Origin of the sequence: Bombella sp. ESL0380, assembly GCF_009725805.1 — a bacterium.
Lineage (GTDB): Bacteria > Pseudomonadota > Alphaproteobacteria > Acetobacterales > Acetobacteraceae > Bombella > Bombella apis.
In genome coordinates, this window is record NZ_WNIH01000002.1 from 1 (window position 1) to 19,995 (window position 19,995).

Genomic DNA, 19,995 nt, shown 5'->3' on the forward strand with positions numbered 1-19,995 from the left:
CCGCCAGGTCCCCTCGCTCACCCACCCCCATAAAAACCACCCACCAACGCGGGGTGGAGCAGCCCGGTAGCTCGTCAGGCTCATAACCTGAAGGTCGTAGGTTCAAATCCTACCCCCGCATCCATACACACAAAAAATCAGAAATAACCAGATAGCCATGCTCCTCCCGTGGGTCCGCATCTTCCCCAGCCATGTGTCATGATGGTGAGCTTTGCTGACTAGCGGTCCTTTTTGCCATGATGGGCCCAGAGACGGAGAGATAGTGCCAGCCTCATTCAAGCTTAAGATACTGTGCATCGATCTGCGTAGGTCTGGAACTAAAATAGTTAATGCCTGGCAGCTTGTTCCTGTCATCAAGGAACTGAATGAAATGGGATTTCAGGATTAGGCCGCAGACCGAAACAGTGGGGTTTTCTTGTGATCCATGGCCTATCTCCTTTTGGAAAACCATGAACAGTGTCAGCCGTTCTAACTAGATTGAACCGTGTCGTGTATGAAATCTTCCCTTAGGGAAGATGCTGTTCGGTTATTCTTTTCACCATCATTTCTGGAAAATGCTTTTCCTGTCAGGGATCGGATTGGAATCCTAAGGCGTATTTTTCTTTTGCCTTGAAGGCTCCGTTGAAAACAGGGATATCGCCATAGATTGCGCTTCGGTGCCAGCCAATGTCATGGCTGTGTAGCCGAAAAACTGTGTCTTTTTCATGTCCAGGCTTTCGTAACTTTCGGCCAGTGGGCTGATTGGTTGCCCAAATCAGAGTTGCCTAGGGAGATACTCTCTCCGTGTTCTTTCTGAATATGGAGGAACGGTATGAAAGGGGGGCACCGGCTTCCGTCGCAAGGATGCCCTCGCCGTAGTGGGTTGTCACTGTTCTTCATTCTTTCAGACTTGTCCAGAGAATTTCTATCAAGTGTCTGATTCTGCATTTGATCTTCTGTTTAAGTCAAAATATAAAATTTTGTGTTAACATAAAACAATGATAGCATGAGACTGTGCCTGATATTTCAGGAACATTAAAGAAGGATTTCAGAGTATGCGTCGTTATATTTTTGCGATAACAGCATGTGCCGTTTTTGTGTTTTCGACACAGAGTAGTTATGCAGGATTCTTGAGTGATATCGAAAATGCAGGGACTGCATCCAACGGTGCCGCCATTGGAGGAGTTGCCGGGGGAAAGAAAGGTGCCTTGATTGGTGCCGGTGCTGGCCTAGCCTTTCAGACGTTACATGCTCAAGCCAAGGGAAATAATGAGCAGCAGAAGGCTGTGGAAAATGGTTTGAACGCTGAAATTGCCACGACCAAGAAAAAGCTGCGTATTGCTCAGGCGAATGTGCAGAAAGCCCAGAAGGCTTATGATGAAGCAGTCGCCAAGAAAAATGGTCTTGAAGGCGATGCTGCGAAAGCCCAGGATCAGGTTATTGCTCGTAAAAATGCTGTTTTGGAAAATGAGAAGCAGCGTGTAGCGGAATATAAGGCAATGGCTAACAAACTGCAGCAGACCAAGAGCGATGCGCTTGCAAAGTCTAATGCTCAGAATAATGGCGATTAATATTTGAAATTATATATCTTGAAGGGAGCATATATTTATATGCTCCCTTTCTTGATAGAACGCCTAGTATATTATTTTTACTAGGCGTTTTTCTGTATGAAAGGGGGTATGTTATGATTGTTAAGGTCTCAAAGAGACGCTCATTGTATGTGTCTCTCTCAACAGCATCTCTTATGCTGTTTTTGGCTGGTTGTTCAGCAGCAGATTGTGACCCGAATAAACAGGATGAAATGTTTACCCAGATGGCTTGTTCGTTTGGGGGAGGCTACCAGAAAAGAACAAAGGCTTTGACAAATGAGCGTAGCGTGCAGGAACAGGCTGTTCAGATACAAGATGCTCATCTAATGTCCATCAATCAGCAGATTGCCGTACTACGTCAGGAAATGGCGCAGCTACAACAGAAGATTGCTAAGGAAAAAGCGCAGCGTGATGATCTTCTTAGACAGGAAGCTTCCCTGCAGCAGCAGTATGATCAGGCAAAAGCTGATGGCGATTCCGATAAAATGAAAGAGTTGATCGAAAAAATCAGGAATGTGTCTCAGATAAAGAGTCATTTCGATTATAGCATTAAAATAGATAATGCAGCATATGCTTCTAAAGTTGACGAACTCAACAAGAAATCTGCTGAAACTCATTCACTTTAAAATATTTTAAATTGTTTTTGCTAGTTTTATGGAAGCACAGGGATGTGAAGTATCCCTGTGCTTTTCCTTTATCTGTTATAATAATGCATATGAGCCGCCTGTTCTATTTTTGCAATAATATCCCGCTCAGCATCGAGGGATTTACCGGAGGATATGTCTTTTGTATTTTGTATGGCTATGTCTAGCCAGTCGAGGCGCCTGGAAAGGGGAAGGTCTTTATAATTATTTTTGAGATTGTTTACTATGATGGTCTTGGCATCCTCCAGACGGGTATCCCTTTGGCTATTACGGGATACTGTTTTTAACAGGCCGAGGTAAGCGTTCACTGTATCATCAAGCGAAACCTGTTCTGTCGAGATGGAGGTTTTATAGATGCTCAGATTGGGGTTACGGGCATTGTCAGGATCATTGACGAAAGCCGTATAATTGACAATGTCAATCCTGTTCGAGGCGATCTGCTTGCTGAGTGTCAACAGAGTAGTCAGGTTGGCGACAGCGCTATCCAGGTCAGCTTGGTTACGTTCTGCATTGGCCTGATTTTGTGCCTCCCGTGCAGCCTCCATAGCCTGGTTCAATTGGGTAAGACGGGCTTGTAGCTCAGCTTTGTTCTGGTCACTTTGGCTCAGGGCAGACTGAAGGTTTTTGAGAGCATCATTTTCGTTGGCATGCTCTTCTTTGACCTTGCTGGTATCAGCGTTGGCAGCATCATTGACCAGCGCAGCGAACCCTTTTTGTGCTTTCAAAGCTTCCTGTAGGCTATTCATTGTCATGGCACCGATGACAACACGGAACCCGACCTCAGGAGCACGCTTTGCGTCTCCATTGTCGTCATAAGGGGCAAATTCCGCACGATAAGCGCTGGAAATGTCTCTGGCGGAATTCAGGACACTGCCTCCGAAAACTTGCGTCCCGCCTGTAAGTCCCTGGTTCCAGTAATGCAGGTAAGCCCTCATCTGGTAGGGTGTAAGAACCATCTCACTGACATTGCCGACTATATCGTACAGGGAGAGGGGATTGGCTATATTGAGTGATCCAATCGGTTTGGGGATGACGCCATGATCGGTAGAAATCCCCTGACTGCTGCCAACAATGCAATCATCAATCTGATTCTGGCAATCGCTGCCCGGTTGTGGCCAAGGGGCAGGTTGTGTGTTCAGGGAACTGTTCTTGATCCCTCCACTAGCGGCAAAAACCCATTCAGCATCAGTTGGCAGGCGAATAAAGCCGGGCTTGTCTCCTCGCTTCGGCAGACGGTCAGGAGCATTCTTCATGAGCCAGCTCGTCCATTTCTCTGCAAACTGCTGTGCTTCCAGGAAGGAGATATTGCTGGCAGGAAAATTCCTGCGCTGAGGGGGAGGAGCCCCCTGACCTTCCATGACAAGTTTATATTGCGCCGCGGTTACCTCATATTTTCCGATATAGTAGACAGGGTGCTGATTTTTATCAGTAAAGGGAGCGGCAAGATTGGCTTCATGTATGAAAAGGTTATAGCCATTGCTATGGGAGGCCTGAGTACTTTTCAAATCCATGGCCTGGCCAATTGTGATCCGCCGGTTTGCCATGAAAGCGGCATCTCCTGTGCTGGCTGATGTAGGTTGTACTTCAACACGGCGAAAAACCATGGCCCCTCCGCAGGGCATGGGAAGAACCAGTTCCTCGGCATCGGAATCTGGTGAAGGCTTGGGGTCATAGATGGCTTTGTTCCAGCTGATCTGTGCTGGAGTGGAGGTTGTGCACTGTGCCCGTGCTGTGTGGCTGGAGAGACCTGTACAGAGCAGGGCTGACAAGACAAAGACGGGCGCTGATGGGCGAAGTTGAGCCATGATGCGCAGGGATGGTTTCCGTAATGCTAAAAATTCTGTTGCTGTAGTGAAATGTAAATAAGACATTGGTGGTCCTTTGCTTATAAAGGCATGTCAATCATGATGACAGGCTGTCAGGAGTTGCATATGCCTTGCCATGGTGAAACCCGGTGCAGGGAGCGTGTTGTTGCCCAGGCCATGATGGTCGATCCTGGGATAATATAAGCAACTAGCTGCAAGGCAAAGGCGATTGTAATATTTATGGAGGATGCTGACGTTTCGTCTTGTAGAAACGTGTTGTGAAGTATGCGATTCATGGGCCAGCTTAATCCCCAGGCTATGCAAAAGGCGAGGCAGGTTCCTCCAGTGGCCAGGAGAATGGTCTGCACGACAGGGATGATACGAGCGTTATTCAGTCCAAGAAATGTCAGGCTTGCGAGATGGAATTTCTTTCGTTCAGTTTCCGCTGCGATGGCCGTACCCAAAGTAACGGCAAAGCCTATGGCCCCGATATAAGCCATGAGATGAAAAAGATGTGTTGTTTGCTGATTGATATTAAGAATGGTTTTAACACGGGGAAGCTCGCTGGTTATGCTTAACCCCTGATGTGTCAGATCTCTGTCCAATGTGATGACGTCAGATAGTGAACGCGCATAAAGTCTGAAACCGGGCCATGTTGCCTTTGGTGTACGTGCTTTCAGGAAATCAGCTGCTTTTTGTTCGCCCAGGGTCAGGGCTTCCTGCCAGGAGGAGAGGTTGGTGTTCTCGCGCCATTCTTCGGCCGCTTGCGCTACAGGAAGTGACACGAATAGCTGGAAGCGGGATGTAACGGTCTCGTCTGCGATAGCAGCAACGTTTAATTGTATGCGAGCCATTTTTGCAGCGCCTGCGGCATGTCGGTCAATGAGCATGACGAAGGTGTCCCCGGGTTGAAGGTGCATGTGTTCTGCCAGATGGGCGGACATGACAACCGGGATATCTGGAGATGAAATCTGCGCATGTAATTTTGCCAGGCGCATTTCAATTCTCTTTCCCAGAAGAGGATCTCCGGGAGAGGATGGAAGGAGTTCGGCGTCTGTTCCCTCGAATACTGACGTTGTGTTGGTTGCCTGTAACCGTACGCTTGCGGCGAGTGTGCGTGTTTTGGGAAGGAGAAAGGTCACTCTCTTGTCGGTTCTCAAGGCCTCCAGTTGTTGTTCGGAGTAAGGATAATTTCGGGCGCTTGAAATTTCCAATGCCGAGGGGTCGTGCAGCAGAGTCTGTTGCATATGATCAACGAGACCTGCCTTCAATCCTGCAAGGAGCAACATGGGCAGCAGAGTACTGGCAAGACCACTTACAATACACAGGGCAAGTATTTTATTGGAAAAAAGGTCCCGCCAGGCTAGATGACAGGCAAAAAGAAGGTGACGAAAGTGCGTGTGACCCCGGGACGGCATGAGCGTTTCCTTTAGAGAAAGTTATATATGAAAATTGTTAATTGTGGATGATAGTTTTATTCCCTTTCATCTGAGCCTGAACCAGTGAAAATTCGGCCTTCTGTAGGGCGTCTATGTCATGACTTACTACAATGACGCCGGCGTTTTGTGTTTCTGCATAATTGCGTAGTAAATCCAGGACGATCGCAGCCTGGGAAGGGTGAAGGGGAGCTGTTGGTTCATCAGCCAGAAGGATAGGGGGTGTGTGAATTAAGGCTCGTGCTATGGCAACACGCTGCCTTTGACCGACAGATAATTGAGAGGGCAGTTTTTCAAGGCAGGATATGATCCCGAGCCGCTCGGCAAGCATGTCGATGTGCCCAGCACCCTGCCCGGAGGGGGGAGTTTCCAGCACATTCAAAGCGAGGGCAATATTTTCGCGCGCTGTCAGGAACGGCAGAAGGCCGCCGGTTTGCGGAATGAAACCGACATGCTCGGCCCGTAATGTAGTGAATAGCCGTTTACGCTTGCGGTTTGTGGTGTGTGACCCGGGGGAAAGATAAAGGGCGAGCTGCCTCTCGAGCAAAGAGAGGCAACGAACTTTTGTTGGAAGAAGGGCGAGCGAAAGTAGACCAAGCAGTGTACTTTTCCCGCATCCTGATGGTCCGATAACCCCGAGGCATGTTCTCTTGTGCAGTGTCAATGAGGGGATCTCGAGCGTAAAATCCCCCCCCGGTGCCTGCCAGGTCAAGGCTTCGGCGTGGAGAAGGGGGGGATCGGCAGGGCAGCTTTCACTCTGAACCATGGTTGGGGCCGTGTTCAAGGCAAGTCATCCAACCCTACGGAATAAACTTTTTCATCCTCATCATTGCCCCCGTTGATGGAATGCCAGCCGTCCGTATCACTTTCATAAAGCTTGTAGCGTTCAATAAGCGCACGCAGGTCGCTGAGTATGGCGTCCTGTTCCCCGGCGCTCAGGCTATTCCAGCGCTCCTGGGTGAGTTGGGCAATCCGAGACCGATAGGGAAGGCCATTCAGATATTCCGGCAGCAGGCTGCCCAGTGTTCCATGGGCGGCATCGCCATCATGTGAGAGGGCATCCGGATTACGGGCCGAGGCTGCGAAGGCAAATTGCAGCCGCTGGAAAAATTGCTCGGGAGCCAGCTGGCTTTGTTCACCCTGGTCCAGAATGGTTTCAAGCGAAGAGGCGAGATTGCTCATTTCATTTCGCTTCATCAACAAATTGACGCGCAAGGCAGTTTTATTGCTGACAGGATCGGTGCTTGCAACATAGCCTTCGATCATGGGCGGAAGGCTGGCATTGTCACGTTGGCCTATGTAGCGCAGACGCATGGCCTGCTCTACAATGGCCATGCGGTCATTGGAGGGGCCCTCAGGTGTCGTTTGGCTGCCATGTTGACCGGAAATGTGACTTGCCTGGGTCAGAATCGCCTGTGTCAGTTGTCGGACAACGAGGTTGAAATCATTCGTCAGATTATCGGATGTACCATTACCGACGGGATAATAGAGACTGGACGTATTCGGGAATGCCGAGAGAGTTCGGTATTGCGCTTCTGCCCGGTCAGTATCGTTGAACTTTTTCCCGGCGGGTGTGTGAAGATGGATCACGAAGAGGGCAATATCGTGTTTTTCGGCCAAACGGTTGAGGTCGGTGATGCCAAGGTGGGTTGAACTTAGAGGGTTGTGTTCATCGCGGGCACCGGCATCGGTTACCAGAATGATATAGCGGCCTTGCATGGAGGACCAGTCAATATCCGTTATGGCAGTTTTCAGGCCAGCGATGGGGTCTTCGTCGAAGCCGAAGGAGGAGACATGTGCTTCGTTGACGGAAGCGATCTGACTGGTGATGGCATCGCTCGATTGGGTGAAATCGGGAGTTGCAAAAATTTTTGAGGCATATTCAAGTCTGGGATCATCCTTTCTGGACTGATCCCTGAAGCCTACAAGCCCGAAACGGAAATTGTGCCCCAGGGGAGCGTTGTTGATCTGTGAGACAATGTCATTGATGGCATTGCGAGTTTGCTCGATGTAAGGCTGCATGCTCTGTGTCGTATCAATGACAAAGACCAGACCTGCGCGGAATGGGGGTGCTGCGTCGCTTTTCTGTTCGTGGGGGGGAGGCAAGGTGGCCCCGGCGACGTGCATCAGCATGGCACCGGTATAATCGGGCTCGCTATTATGGGCGTCCAGGATGGGCAGCAGATAAAAATGTTTTTTCTGATCAATCCAGGCATCAGGTTCCAGTGCGGCAGCCTGGCTGTTGGGAGGCTGGTGATCTCCGGCGCTGAGGATGGCCCGGGCATCGGCGGCAGGGTCATTCCCATTCAGCAGATTCTCTTCGGCCTGCCGGGTGCTCATGAAGATGGCGCGCGATCGACCTGCCAGCGGAGCAAACTGGGCATTCAGGCGATGATTCCAGCTGAGTGTCTGGGATGCCTTGATCCAGCCATTGGGATGATCTTTCGTACTGCCAATCTGAAGTTTGTCATTCGCCCTGGCAAAGACGTAATAGGCCAGAAATCCTGGAGAAGGGGTGCCCTGTTCGGTGTGTTCATCTGGCGTGATGATGGCCCCAGGCTGTGTAAGTATTTGCTGATAAAGAGTGCCCCCTGCCCTTTGCAGCAAAGGAGCGGCAAAGCCGTGCTGCCCGGTGAGGGCGATTATTCCGCACAGGGTGGACCCCATCAGTCTTGTGATGATCCTGGCTTTTTTGGAAGAAAAGGAGAACAGCGTGCTGGCAGAAAGAAATGTTGGGGTCATCGTGCGTCTTCCTGAAGGGTGAAAGCGGCCTCCTGGTCGCCATTTTCGGCTTTCTTGCGAAGGGCTGCGAGCAGGCTGTCCCGTTCACTGCGAACGTCCTGATTTCCTGCGAGAAGGGCCTCGCGGTAGTAGCGTGCTGCCTCCCGGGGATTGGGCTGAGGAATGGGGCCGTCGGTACGGAACCTGGCAGGATCATACAGCTCTCCCATTCTCTGGAGGGAGACCGGGTCATGTTTGGTTGCTGCATACCCAAGCAGCCGCAGTCCTGCGTCACCCTGGCCTGCACGGATACGTCGCCACCCCTCCTGACCAATGGCGGCCGGGGTGACCAGCTGCTTGACGGCATCTGCCGGACTCATGTTTTGGTAAGCAGGCGTTGCGAGAAAAGATGGTTTGTGAAACCAGAACCATCCTCCTGCCGTGGCAAGACAGAGTGCGATCACTGCCCCCCCTGCCGGGATGAGCAGTCCCTTCTTCCTGGAGGAGGAAGGCGTTTTATCCATCGCTTGCGTTGTCTCGGGTGCATCCTCCGGCTTTTTGTCTTCAGGCGTCCCGTCGGCAGGATGCTGGGTGGCCGTTGCATCAGGTGGTGGAAAAGGCACGGCTTCGGGGGGGGCGGCAGGAGGCGGAGAGAAGGCTGCCTGTTGTTGGGATTGCTCTTCTTCTGTCTCCGATGCCATTTGCAGGATTTGTGAAGCCGTCTGGGGCTGTCTGTTCGCAGGGAAGCCAACCCAGTCGATTTCTGCTTCTGTTATGCCGAGCGCCGGAATACTGACAGCGGAAGCGGCCAGCGGGTCAATGCAGGCTTCGGCCTGCTTGCGCGGAAGAAGGGCAATGACCATATGCCCGTCGTGCGAGATTATTGGGCAATCCGGCAGGAATGTGTCGTCAACCTGCACAGTGACGTTCTGTTGCGTCGAGACGTCACCCGATGCAATGACCAGGCCAAGAGTCATTTCTTCTTGTAATGGAATGGCTTTGTCGGCAAGGGTAATTTGATTCATCTGTTTATGTCTTTCCCGTTATCATGTGCATTGTCGAGCCTGCTCAGTGTCTCCAGGTACTGGCCCAGTTTGGCATTCTCCTCCACGTCATACTGCGGACCGGCTTCCTGGAAACGGGCCTTCAATGCGGTGACCCAGTCCAAGAGGAAAAGTACGCCGCTATTGCCTATGTTCGGAAGATCTGGATAGAGCTTCCCGGCTGGATCTTCGGGAAGAAGGAAGATTGGCATACCCGTTTCTTTACGAACCGGCCGGTTTGCTGGGGCGTCCTTTCTGTCAATGGGGGGATATCCGAGCCATGTCACAAAATTGCTGATGGTCTCGGCCGTAAGGATTCCAGGTTTTTCGCCATTCTGGACAAGCTTGCTGACATTTTTACATGTGTTGCGCAAAATGTTGGCAATGTCTCCAGCCAGATTGTTCGTTTCAGCCAACTTGAAAAGTTGTGCCAGGAAAGGCGAGAAGGCATCGTTGTTGACATGAAGCCAGTTTCGTTCCCTTTCGGTACTCATGTTGTCAGAAGAGAATTTTTCCCGGCAATGGTCTTCCCAATATTTTAGGATATGTGCGGCGAAACGGTCAAAATCATCTTCCTCTGGTGCAGCGTCAGCGGACACGTTTTTCTCGGCTGGAGAGGGTGAGAGGAGACTTTCAAGTAACTGAATTTCCTGGTGAGTGGTCTGCGGTTTGGTTTTGTTGAAGGCAATCCATTCCCGAGTAACAAGCTCTGCACTGAGGGAGAGTTGCTGGAGCAGTACGCCAAACCGTCCTTTCTGGGCGAGAGGGAGGCAGGTTGCCCTGATGAAATTATCCACGGAGCGCTCTGCTTCGGCGTGAACGGCTTCCTGCGAATTGTCAAAGTAGAATTTCTTCCCTGTCTCCTGCAGGTTCTGGAGTATCCTGCGCAGCTTCAGATACAGCTTGCTGGTCTTGATATCTTTTTCTGCGAGAGGAAGGAGACGCTCGGCAAGATAGCTGACACCGCCATCATTGGGCTTGAGTACGGCATCGAAGGCTTTGTCATGGTTCCTGATGTAGGTTCTGACTTTTGCTGAACTGTCGTACCCTGTTTTGAGGCTTGGCAGCCGGCTCTTGAAGCCAGGGAGCATGGTAGTTTCATTTTTCTGGGCATCGCGATCGTAGATCGTATCCCCATAGGTGGGGGAGCGCAGCCATTGGATGTTATTGAATATTGGCTGGGCGGGTTCCCACGCATTAAGCCAGGGAGAGTTTTTGAAATAATTGATGATAGAAGCATCGAGCCGCGTGTCCCAGCGTTCAACTCCATCATCTGGCCGTCCTGGCGTGGAGGCTAATGCCGTGTCGAATTTGGTCAGGATGATAAATAAGGAGTTATCTTGGGTGCTGCGCTCTTCTGGCGTAGCGCCAATGGTCGTGTTGACCCAACCATCAATCATCGCCGGCAGGCTAACGACCTCCTGGTTACTGTCGCCAATACATAACAGGACAGATGTCAGGTCATTGTTGCTCTTATAGAGGTGGAACAGATAGTCGACCTTCCCGCGGAGAAAAAGCTCGGGGATGTTCGTGGCCTTGCTGAGTGATGGATATTCCCCACGGGATCGCGCTCCGGGGAAGTCAAGTAAATCGATCCGCTTTTTCTGGAACTCCCACCGTGCTGCCTTCAAGGGGAGAATAAGCTCTGAGATGAGGGCCGCTGCAACGTCACGCCCCATTCCAACCAGTTTTCCACTGGGGGATTTCAGGGCGGTATTCATGCTGGCTCCCGGACCCCACAGGGTTTCAACATTCAGTATGCTGCCATTATTGGGGGCGTTCAGGGCATCGGGATTACAAAAAGCCAGTTCATCCCTGTCGAGACTGAAGCGGGCTTTGAGCAGTTTGTGCGCATAATCGGTGAAAGGCGAGCTCGGACCACCCCATAATGGAGAAAGAGCTTTTATGGCTGTATCGAGATCAAATGAAGATATGTTCTCTGCGAGAAAAGCCCAATATTCATTATCAGTCCCGTCTGATGAAAATGGCGTATAGCTTTTTTCAGAGAGGAACGAGCTGTTAAAATAATCCTGCAATGCTTCGACATCATTTTTCGTAAAAAATGGTTCCTGCTGTGGATCGTTTTTTTTACGTGGGATGATGTTTTTTATGGTTTCAAGTATGTCAGTGGTTTTAACAGCATCTTCGGTAAGCTTGAAGTCCCTGAAATAGGTATTCCCTAAAATACAGACCACATCTCTTGCCGAGAGCAGTTTGACGCAAATCGGTGTGTCCGCACCCACGTTTGTGGGGAGTGAGGGAGGGGTTACGGTAAAGCGGGAGACAAGACCGGAGGATTCCTTACCGCCTGGCGGGTTGATTTCCCTCAGAAAGTCCAGCTGGTGGTCAGTTGAAAAGTCGATGATGAGGGGGCCGGTCTCGGGAGAGGTCAGGGCGCCGGTCAGGAAGGATTTTCCCGCCTGGGAGGCTCCATAAACGGCAATTGTCTGGGGTGCATCAGCGGTGTGATCGATTGCCTGCGCAGCACGCAGGCAAGCACGCACCTCTCTCCCTTCCCTTGCATGAGGCTTGTTGTGCTCCATCCAGGCAGAAAGGGTTTCTGCAGTGGTGGCAAGTGCTGAAGATACGCGCTTCAGGGCGTCGGGAGATATGGCATCCATGGCGTAGACTTTCTTGGGGCGGTGAGGGAGGCTGGGAGATAGGGCGGATCAGACTGTTGATTGGTCTTGGATGGTTGTCAGGTGTATGGCGCCGGTGTCACGCCAGTGTCCCTGGGGGGTGAGGGTTGTCTGTAGTGTTGCGCTGATGAAGTCTCTGGCTGGCACTTTTATGGGAGGGCCATCATGAGTGGTGGGTTGGCCTTCAATTTCCGTGATGACCAGATTTTCACAGAGCTCTTTCCGTTCAGCTTCGCTGGTGGAGGGGGTTCTGGTGCGGGAGAGTGTAAGGGACAGGGGGCTGTTAAGGTCAATGCGCCGCTGCTGAAGGAAATCCCGTCCTGCGGATGTCAGGGCAAGATTGTAGAATGGACTGCTGGGAAAGTCCTTGTTGGGGAGCTGTTTTGTCCCGAGTATCATGCTGCCTTCGAATGTATCGATCTTTATTTCCAGCTTGTCTTCCGCTGTGACATTCGAGAGGTCGTAAGCGATAGGGGATCCGTCTTCCTCTTGAGGGTTGAAGAGACGGATGATTGTTCCTTCGTTGATTTTCATGTTGCCAATGAAATGTGCCGTTGATTTTTCATATCTGGTTTTGGAGGCCAATTTGAAATTGCCGATCTCCGCACGGCAAGCCTTCTTCCAGATGACGGCGCCCATCACGACAGTACTTTTGGGATCTCCAATCCGGTTGCTGCTGTCAGAGAAAGGATAGTCACCAGTAATCACATAGTTATGCATGGGAATGACACGCTGCGGAGCCACGGGCAGAGCGCTCAGGATCAGGCTGCAGACATGTGGCAGTTTGGAAGGTCTGCCGGAAAGCAGGAGGGCATCGCAGCCATAGGCCTGAACAATACTGCACAGTATCTGCAGGGGTTGGCCCAGCCTTCTGGTAATAATACCTTCCATGTCATCGGTTGTTACATGTATGCTGGCATCCAGAGGGTCGAAAATATCTTCGTTGGCAGCTTGCGTGTCATCGTTCTGGTCAAGAAATCTGGTCAGAGCGGAAGAGGAAGGCGTGCCGTGAATGGAAAGGTGTTTTTTGAGGGCTGCCCTGAAATAATCACGTGTGCGTTCGGCGGCTTTCGGAGAAATCTGGTGAAGCTCGTGCAAGCGGCCTGTTATCAGCTCTCCCGAGAAGAATGTTTCCACATTTTCGTAGGCATTAATGATGCTCAGTGCGACAGGTTCAAGAATTGTGGAAATGAAAAGCTGTCGCTGCGTTGCCTCCTGAATGGTTGAGTCTGCGGCACCCAGTTTGAACAGGGTATTAAAAAAAGCTCGTGGCTCAGGAATATGATATGTTCTGAAATGATTCATGAAGGCTGTGATAATTGGCCCTGAAATTATGTCTTCAAGCAGGTCATCACCCGCAATGCGCAGACTCTCGCGGAAGAGCTGATGCGGGTGGAGCATTTCTTCATGTTTGTTGCGCCGATAATCGCACACCATGAGGTCTGTTGTCCCTCCGCCGATATCAAGGCTGGCGATGCGGAGGCGTTCTTTGCCATCGGAGGAGGCAGCATGGCCATAGAGATGGAAAAATTCGTCAACACTGCCGCCCATCTTGTTGTTTATTTCATTCTCCAACCAGACAAGCTGAGTGGCTGTTGCCTCATCTATGCTGCATTCAAGCTCAGGTGGCTGTGTGTAGGCGTCCCCAAATTGTTTCCATGTTTCCTGCTGCCTGGTGCTCTCCCAGGCCATGGTGAGGGCCGTCCGGGCACGTTTGGTAAGGATGCGGCGCTCAGCCAGAGGCATGCCGGGCGGGAAAGCCAGTACAAGGGAACGCAGCCGGCGTGGTGTCCGGCTTTGCTCGCGACTTTCGCGTTCCTGCGGGGAGTTCATGAAGGCTATGGCCTGCAGGATGAGCTCATTGAGCATGAGGATGGAAATCTCGCTTTTGGATAGCTGACAGACTTTCACCTTTCTGGCGGCTGTTATGTCCGGTCCCGCATTGGCACCATCGTATAGCTCTTCCTTCAAATCAGTGCTGAATGTTGTGATGCCCCGTTCGTTCTGCCGCATCAGGATTTCATGAAGTTTGCTTCGGAATGAGCCTGATACCCGTGGGTTTTGGGCGGGATGGGGGGGAATGGCTTCCGCGCTGGTGAGAGCATCATTGAAATACCATCCCTGAGATGTAGGAGTGCGATCCCAAAGGTAGCGTTTGGGGGAAGCGAGGCCGGAAAAGCCTTCGGTTCCTTCCCGAGCGGCCATCATTTCTTCGGCCTCTCCGCCTACCCGGACAGGAGAGGGCCAGAGGAATGCATCATCGCGCCCAGATTCCCGGGAAAGCCGGACATCTCCAAATGTTATGTTGCTGAATTCGATCCGGCTTGAGAAAAGCCCGGAATGGATGGTCTGTGGAGCACGCAAATCCCGGAGGCCAAGCACACGGCAGTTGCCGAACCGGCCATTTTTGGAGAGTGCCTGATCGGCGTTCTGCTCGATAAGGATACCGCTGCTTCTGGAGTTCCCCAGGTCCAGGACGAGATCGACATCGATTGGTTTTGTTGCATTGTCAACAAACTTGATGACAGGCAGGTCTTTATCGGCGGTAAGCCCCTGAAGCAAGGCCAGATAGGCAGCAAGAGCTGTAAGGCGGTGATCCAGATCTCCAGGCCGTGGAGGCGGCGGTGTATCATCATCAAAGGAAGGCAGATACGCTTTCACGCTCTCAGCCTGGGCGGCAAAGATGATATTCTGGACCCAGTGATTGACACTCAGCCAATCTTTGATCCTGGTGAGGGGGGGCAGTGCGTAGGTTGCTGCTCCGTTGTCATCCGGCTTGGGGCCGTTGTAGATGGGATTGCCTTCTGGGTCCTTGGAGGGGGTACGCTCCATCGTGGTATCGATGACAATTTCCATGAAGAATTGTTTTGTTGTCGAATCTTTTTTGAGACGACCACGAATCCAGTTGGAAGGGCCGCCCTGGAGGTCAACTATGTCTGTTGGATCTTCTGTGCTGGAAGGTCTCTTCTGGGAGTCACTGTCGCTGAACGTGTTCAGCCAGGGCAGTGGAATCCAGCGCCCCTCAAAGAGTTTTGCAACGGTTCCTTCGAGGTTCAGGAAAATTTCTTCGCCTTCAACCCGTTTTCCTGCCGAGTTGCGAGTGATGACCAGAGTTTCCTGCTCTTTTGAGGCAGGGTTGGAGACAAGACTGAAGATATAGTCCTGTTCTACCCGCTCACGGAATGAAGCCAGGTCGAAATGAAGGGTAGTAAACTGCAACAGGCTGTCAGGAACGAGAAGAAGTTCTGTCATGATAAAAACCCAAAATCGGATAAGGAATGGACGGGTTTGGAAGGGAGTGCCTTTTACAACGAGGTAGCAGGAGGAGGAGAGCTGCCGCCATCAGGCAAAGACTGCGTTCCTGGGTGGGGTGCATGATCCCCGTCGATTGGTGCCTGCGGGGCCTGATCGGGGGCAGGGGAAGGAGCCTGACCAGCACCCTGGTCCTGCGTACCGGCCGGGGGTTCGGGCAGGGTGAAATTGAAGCTCTGCCGGTCGTTATCGGTGCGGGCTTCTGCGTTGTATTCCTGGACGGGCTGCCCGTCTTCATAGACGGTCACATGGTATGGGACAGGCTCGCCGTTGGAGCGCATGTGATAAGGGATGACCCTGATGCTGTACGTACCGGGCTGTGGACGGACCGGCCAGGTGATATGCTCGATGGGATGCTGTACGATGGGAGAGGTCGGCGTTCCCACGTTGGCGTCCACGTCCAGCACGCCTCCCTGTGATGCACGCTTGGAGAAGCTGATTTCCTGACCGGCAGGAGGTTGGACATGCAGGTCCAGGTCGCTGGGGTCGTTCCAGGCCAGAGAGATTTCCAGAGCTCCCTTGTTGCCTCCCCGGCTGCGTGCTGTCTGAAGGTCATTCATGGCAGTCTGTCTGTGTGGTGCGTCAAGGGGCACTGCTGTGTGAACAGGGGCAGCAGGGGGTGCCAAAGGAGTGTGGACAGGGAGCTGACCGTTACTGCAAGCACCTCCGATGGAGGAGGATACTCCATTAATGCTGCCAAGGCCGGGAGGGGCAGACAGGTGCCGTGCAGAAAAGAGCCCCATGAGCAAGGTGCTCAGAAGCCATAAGAGCAGGAGGAGGCCCAGCAGAACGAACCCCCACCGCCAGAAACGTCGCATCCAGAGCCCCAGGCCGATAAGAAGTGACGCAAGAAGCGCCCAGCCCAGTCCGACTCCCCACAAGGCAGGCCCCAGAGATGTGCTCAGGGCAAGGAGGAGGAGGAGAAAAAGAGGAAGACCGAATGTCAGGGCGGGGAACCAGTGCCAGGCCGGAAAGAGGGCCAGCCATCGTGTGTACCACACGCGGTACCATGGAAGGATGACAAGTCTTTCTTGCGTAAAAGTGTGGCTGCTGGTGAACCTCTGGGAGGTTCTTTGCTGACTGGTGGTCTGGTCATTGGATGCTGATGCATGGGGGGAAGAGGGCCGGGATGCCGGCTCTTCGGAAGTGGTTTTTTCTTCTGGTTCAGGGCGGGGCTCGGGGTCGGGCGCTGCTGAGGGAACGTCGGGAAGGGTTTTACCCTGCAGGTTGCCTTTGGCCAGCATGCCGGAAATTGCACGATGCCCCCAAGCCGTAAGAATGAGCCCATGGGGGTTATAATACAGGTTGTCGATGTTGGGGATTGTTAGGGCTGTTGGAAGTAGGGATACGATATCCGGGTCGATGTTGCGGCCACTATTCTGTTTCGCCCATTGGATGATGTAGTCGCGGGTCTGTGTATAAATCTGGTTGATCTGGCTCTGTTTTTCCGGGGGGATGGGAGAGCATGCAGGGCCATACCAATCTATGGTGCCATCGGCAGGGTTGCCAAAAGGTTGTGCCAGGGAAAGATGCTGGGCTTTGGGAAACTGTTGAGCATATGCCTGCAGAACATCCTGGATATCTTCCCAGAGCTCCGTGACGGGCTGGCCTTGCACCCGCAAGGTTTCAAATTGGCCATTTCGTGTAGTTTTAATGCGTGAAAAAGGCATATGGAGGGGCTTCTCGGTGTAGGGACGTTGATAATCTTCCAAGACAGATCATGTCATAATATTGTTGTGTTGTTAACTTTGCAATGGATGGCATGAGTTTCCCCTGTGGAGAAAGTGGTCATGACGAGATTGACATGTTCTGTTTTTTTACAAAAAAGTGAAGTTATTTTATATTTTCTTTATGAGACCTTCTATGCTCTTGGAGCTTTCAAGTCCTTAGAGAGGAAGAGACGTACCTGTCTGGCACTGCATTTTTGACATGTCCTGATGGAACTACCATTTGTGCCCATCACAAGGCAGCTGGAGCTGTCAGGAGGGGGGCTGCAGGATATGTCAGAGGGGGAAGCAAGGTCACGGAACGCCTTGTATTCATGCGTCTTCCCAGTCAGTTTCAGCCCAACATGATCAAAACCGCCCGGAATAATGCTGGTGTTTGTCTGGCGACCCAAAAGTTCATTTGAACTTCTCCAATCGCCTGTTACGCTCGACATGGTCGATAGTTGTATGTCCAGGGGAGAGAAATCAGATGAAAGAATGGCTTGATTGGCCCGCCAAGAGTGCTCATCCTCCTGAAACTATTGAACATCCGGCAATTTATCATATGCTCGATGTAGCGGCTGTCGCTGAGCAGCTGCTTGCGGAATCGCCTTGGCCATCTGCATTGAAACAGGCTTTTATTGCACTGGCAGGCCTGCATGATTTAGGAAAATTCAGTGAAACATTTCGAGGAATGTTACGTGAGGGGGCATATCAACCATTCACGCACTGGGAACTGACTGAAATTCTTCTGCTGACTGAAGATGACTGGTTGGCGGAGTGGCTGGGCGGTACCGAAGACGTTCGGGAAGTTTTATATGCGGCCGTGGCCGGGCATCATGGCCGCCCTCCTCAGACAAACTTGCAGAGACGGGAGCTGAGGAAGTGCCTGCGGGCTGTCGGAGATGGCCATGAAGCAGCACAACGTTTGTTGGAGATTTTCAGGCAGCTCTGGCCAGAGGCTTCTCTTGATTCCCTGGATGAAGAAGCGGCGACAAGTTTTTCCTGGTGGCTGCCTGGGTTCTGTACGGCAGCCGATTGGATAGGGTCCAATACGACATGGTTCTCTCCAAAGGAATTGGAGCTGGAACCGGAGGCGTACCTGAAAGAGGCACGTGCAATTGCCCAAAAAGCCGTGAAAGAAGCTGGCTTGAGTGGAACAACAGCCCGTGAAGGGGAGTTGTTTGATTTTGCACTGAGGCCACTGCAAGAGGCATGCGTTTCTCTGACCTTGCCAGAAGGCCCCGCACTGGTTGTGCTGGAAGCCGAAACCGGGGTTGGTAAAACGGAAGCCGCTCTTATTCTGGTGCATCGTATGATACTGGCAGGGAAGGGGCGGGGGTTGTTTTTTGCTCTGCCTACTATGGCCACAGCTGATGCCATGTTTGGGCGGGCCAGGCGGGTCATGGAGACGATGTTTACAAACCCGTCCTTGACCCTCGCTCACGGTCGGGCCGGTCTGTCCGTGCCGTTTCGTGACCTTGTCAATGAAGGAAGCAGGACGGGTAAATCTGATGATCAGTCCGGCGTGACAAGTGCTGAGTGGCTGGCTTCAGATAATAGACGGGCCCTGTTGGCTGATGTTGGGATCGGCACGATTGACCAGGCTTTGCTGTCCGTTCTGCCGGTACGGTTTCAGACATTGCGGCATTATGGCCTTGCTTCCAAGATACTGGTGGTTGATGAGGTTCATGAAATGGGTGAGCCCTATATTGCGGAAGAGTTGGTGGCTCTGTTGCAGATGCACAGGGCCATGGGGGGCTCAGCTATATTGCTGACAGCGACTCTGCCACTCAAATTACGGGCCCGCCTTCTGGAGACGTACGGCGGCATTTCTGAATCTCACGCCTATCCGGCCATAACTGTCGCCGGAGGTGAGACCGTAACACAGTTTGATGATGATGCCCGGCCCCAGAAAGGGCCTGTCATGGTGGAGCGGCTTTCCACGATGGATGAGGCGGTGCGATATATTGCCCAATCTGCAGCAGGTGGAGCTGCCTGTGTATGGGTTCGCAACGCCGTGGATGATGCCATTGCTGCGGTTGATGCGTTGCGGGCTGAGGGGGTGCAGGCCCATCTGCTACATGCCCGTTTTGCCTTGTGTGATCGCAAAAAGCTGGAACAGGAAGTGCTGGATCGTGTGGGGCGGAATGGGACTGGCCGTAAGGGATTTGTTCTGGTTGCGACACAAATTGTTGAAGCCTCGCTGGATTTGGACTTTGATGTCATGGTGTCCGATCTGGCCCCGATTGGCTCCCTGATACAGCGTGTTGGCCGTCTATGGCGGCATATGGATGTGCGGCCTGCCACACAGCGTCCCGTCCCGGCACCTGTTTTGAAGGTCCTGTCACCAGACCCTGCCGAAGTGCAGGATGACCGCTGGTTGCAGAAAGTTTTGGAGAGAGGGGCTTGGGTTTACTCATTGCCGGATATGTGGCGGACGGCTTCGGTTCTGTTCAAGGCTGGCCAGATCAGGACCCCAGATGGTTTGCGCTCCCTGATAGAAGCTGTACATGGCGATGAGGTGGAAAACCTGCCCTCCGTACTGGATGGGGCGGAGGCAGAAGGGTGCGGAAAGGCCATGGCTGCGCGGCATCGTGCTCTTCAGAATCTTGCCACTATTGAAGATGGCTACCGGAAGGGCGGCTGCGGTGCGGATGATACGACCTATCCTACCCGGCTTGGGGATGAAACCCGGATTCTTGCTTTGGCCCGCCAGACGGACCATGGCCTTGTCCCATGGGCACAGGCCGAAGGAGTTCCTTCGGATGAGTTGGGCAGGAGTGAGCTGGCAGCTCTATGGGCATTGTCGGAAGTTTCTGTGAGGAGCAAGCGGCTTGTGGGGCTGGACCTTCCAGATCAGGACAGGGCCGATATTCAGGAAGCTCAAAGATATTGGCCACAATGGAAGAAGAAAGCCGTCACGATCTGCCCGGTTCATGAAATAGATGGAGCTATCTGTCAGGGTGTTTATTATAGGAATGATATAGGACTGCTTATATACCATTCTTCCTGATCTGGTAATTTCATTGATTTTTCCAGCCCATTATTCCTCATCTGTTTTGATTTGTGACTTGTTAATGGGCTGGAAATGACACAGAGTGATGTCGGAGTGCTGTAT

At 52.2% G+C, this 19,995-nt stretch carries 11 protein-coding genes and 1 tRNA gene; 4 read left to right on the top strand and 8 right to left on the bottom strand.

Annotation, left to right across the window (positions count from 1 at the left end):
- The first annotated feature begins 47 nt into the window (after positions 1-47).
- From GM608_RS00315 to GM608_RS00325, 3 genes are all read left to right on the top strand, one after another.
- A tRNA-Met gene (locus GM608_RS00315) sits at positions 48-124 on the top strand.
- A gap of 910 nt (positions 125-1,034) precedes the next feature.
- Entirely contained in the window at positions 1,035-1,550 is a 516-nt protein-coding gene (locus GM608_RS00320; protein WP_333644799.1) for a hypothetical protein, read from the top strand.
- A 113-nt stretch (positions 1,551-1,663) separates the two neighbouring features.
- Complete coding sequence (locus tag GM608_RS00325) at positions 1,664-2,194, top strand: hypothetical protein (protein ID WP_143539960.1); 531 nt, start codon at positions 1,664-1,666, stop codon at positions 2,192-2,194.
- 68 nt (positions 2,195-2,262) lie between these two features.
- Here GM608_RS00325 and GM608_RS00330 read toward each other — a convergent pair whose 3' ends face one another.
- The 8 genes from GM608_RS00330 to GM608_RS00365 all read right to left on the bottom strand — a co-directional run bounded on the left by GM608_RS00330 (position 2,263) and on the right by GM608_RS00365 (position 15,728).
- Positions 2,263-4,083 (bottom strand): SUMF1/EgtB/PvdO family nonheme iron enzyme, encoded by a 1,821-nt coding sequence (locus GM608_RS00330; protein WP_249109164.1) that lies wholly within the window; start codon positions 4,081-4,083, stop codon positions 2,263-2,265.
- Between the two features lie 47 nt (positions 4,084-4,130).
- Positions 4,131-5,435: a hypothetical protein gene (locus GM608_RS00335; protein ID WP_333644800.1), complete on the bottom strand. Its 1,305-nt coding sequence runs from the start codon at positions 5,433-5,435 to the stop codon at positions 4,131-4,133.
- A gap of 37 nt (positions 5,436-5,472) precedes the next feature.
- Positions 5,473-6,117 carry an ATP-binding cassette domain-containing protein gene (locus tag GM608_RS00340; protein WP_333644801.1) on the bottom strand — a complete coding sequence of 215 codons (645 nt, stop codon included), beginning with the start codon at positions 6,115-6,117 and terminating at the stop codon, positions 5,473-5,475.
- Positions 6,118-6,233: 116 nt separating this feature from the next.
- A complete protein-coding gene (locus tag GM608_RS00345) occupies positions 6,234-8,120 on the bottom strand; it encodes a vWA domain-containing protein (RefSeq protein ID WP_166651637.1) in 1,887 nt (628 codons plus the stop codon).
- Positions 8,121-8,191: 71 nt separating this feature from the next.
- Positions 8,192-9,199, bottom strand: coding sequence for a hypothetical protein (locus GM608_RS00350; protein ID WP_333644802.1), 1,008 nt, complete (start codon positions 9,197-9,199; stop codon positions 8,192-8,194).
- Complete coding sequence (locus GM608_RS00355) at positions 9,196-11,838, bottom strand: virulence factor SrfC family protein (RefSeq protein WP_333644803.1); 2,643 nt, start codon at positions 11,836-11,838, stop codon at positions 9,196-9,198. The genes GM608_RS00350 and GM608_RS00355 overlap by 4 nt, the downstream gene beginning before the upstream one ends.
- A 48-nt stretch (positions 11,839-11,886) precedes the next feature.
- Entirely contained in the window at positions 11,887-15,108 is a 3,222-nt protein-coding gene (locus tag GM608_RS00360; RefSeq protein ID WP_333644804.1) for a virulence factor SrfB, read from the bottom strand.
- 53 nt (positions 15,109-15,161) lie between these two features.
- Positions 15,162-15,728, bottom strand: coding sequence for a hypothetical protein (locus GM608_RS00365; RefSeq protein ID WP_143539963.1), 567 nt, complete (start codon positions 15,726-15,728; stop codon positions 15,162-15,164).
- Between the two features lie 1,636 nt (positions 15,729-17,364).
- Between GM608_RS00365 and cas3 the strand changes: the two genes are divergently transcribed.
- Positions 17,365-19,890 carry a CRISPR-associated helicase Cas3' gene (gene cas3, locus GM608_RS00370; RefSeq protein WP_333644805.1) on the top strand — a complete coding sequence of 842 codons (2,526 nt, stop codon included), beginning with the start codon at positions 17,365-17,367 and terminating at the stop codon, positions 19,888-19,890.
- Positions 19,891-19,995: the final 105 nt, after the last annotated feature.

Bases quoted from the DNA above. Each gene is read 5' to 3' on its own strand.
- GM608_RS00345 (WP_166651637.1), bottom strand. From the start codon at position 8,120: ATGGGGTCCACCCTGTGCGGAATAATCGCCCTCACCGGGCAGCACGGC.
- cas3 (WP_333644805.1), top strand. From the start codon at position 17,365: ATGAAAGAATGGCTTGATTGGCCCGCCAAGAGTGCTCATCCTCCTGAA.
- GM608_RS00350 (WP_333644802.1), bottom strand. From the start codon at position 9,199: ATGAATCAAATTACCCTTGCCGACAAAGCCATTCCATTACAAGAAGAA.
- GM608_RS00320 (WP_333644799.1), top strand. From the start codon at position 1,035: ATGCGTCGTTATATTTTTGCGATAACAGCATGTGCCGTTTTTGTGTTT.
- GM608_RS00325 (WP_143539960.1), top strand. From the start codon at position 1,664: ATGATTGTTAAGGTCTCAAAGAGACGCTCATTGTATGTGTCTCTCTCA.
- GM608_RS00365 (WP_143539963.1), bottom strand. From the start codon at position 15,728: ATGAATGACCTTCAGACAGCACGCAGCCGGGGAGGCAACAAGGGAGCT.
- GM608_RS00335 (WP_333644800.1), bottom strand. From the start codon at position 5,435: ATGCCGTCCCGGGGTCACACGCACTTTCGTCACCTTCTTTTTGCCTGT.
- GM608_RS00355 (WP_333644803.1), bottom strand. From the start codon at position 11,838: ATGGATGCCATATCTCCCGACGCCCTGAAGCGCGTATCTTCAGCACTT.
- GM608_RS00330 (WP_249109164.1), bottom strand. From the start codon at position 4,083: ATGTCTTATTTACATTTCACTACAGCAACAGAATTTTTAGCATTACGG.
- GM608_RS00360 (WP_333644804.1), bottom strand. From the start codon at position 15,108: ATGACAGAACTTCTTCTCGTTCCTGACAGCCTGTTGCAGTTTACTACC.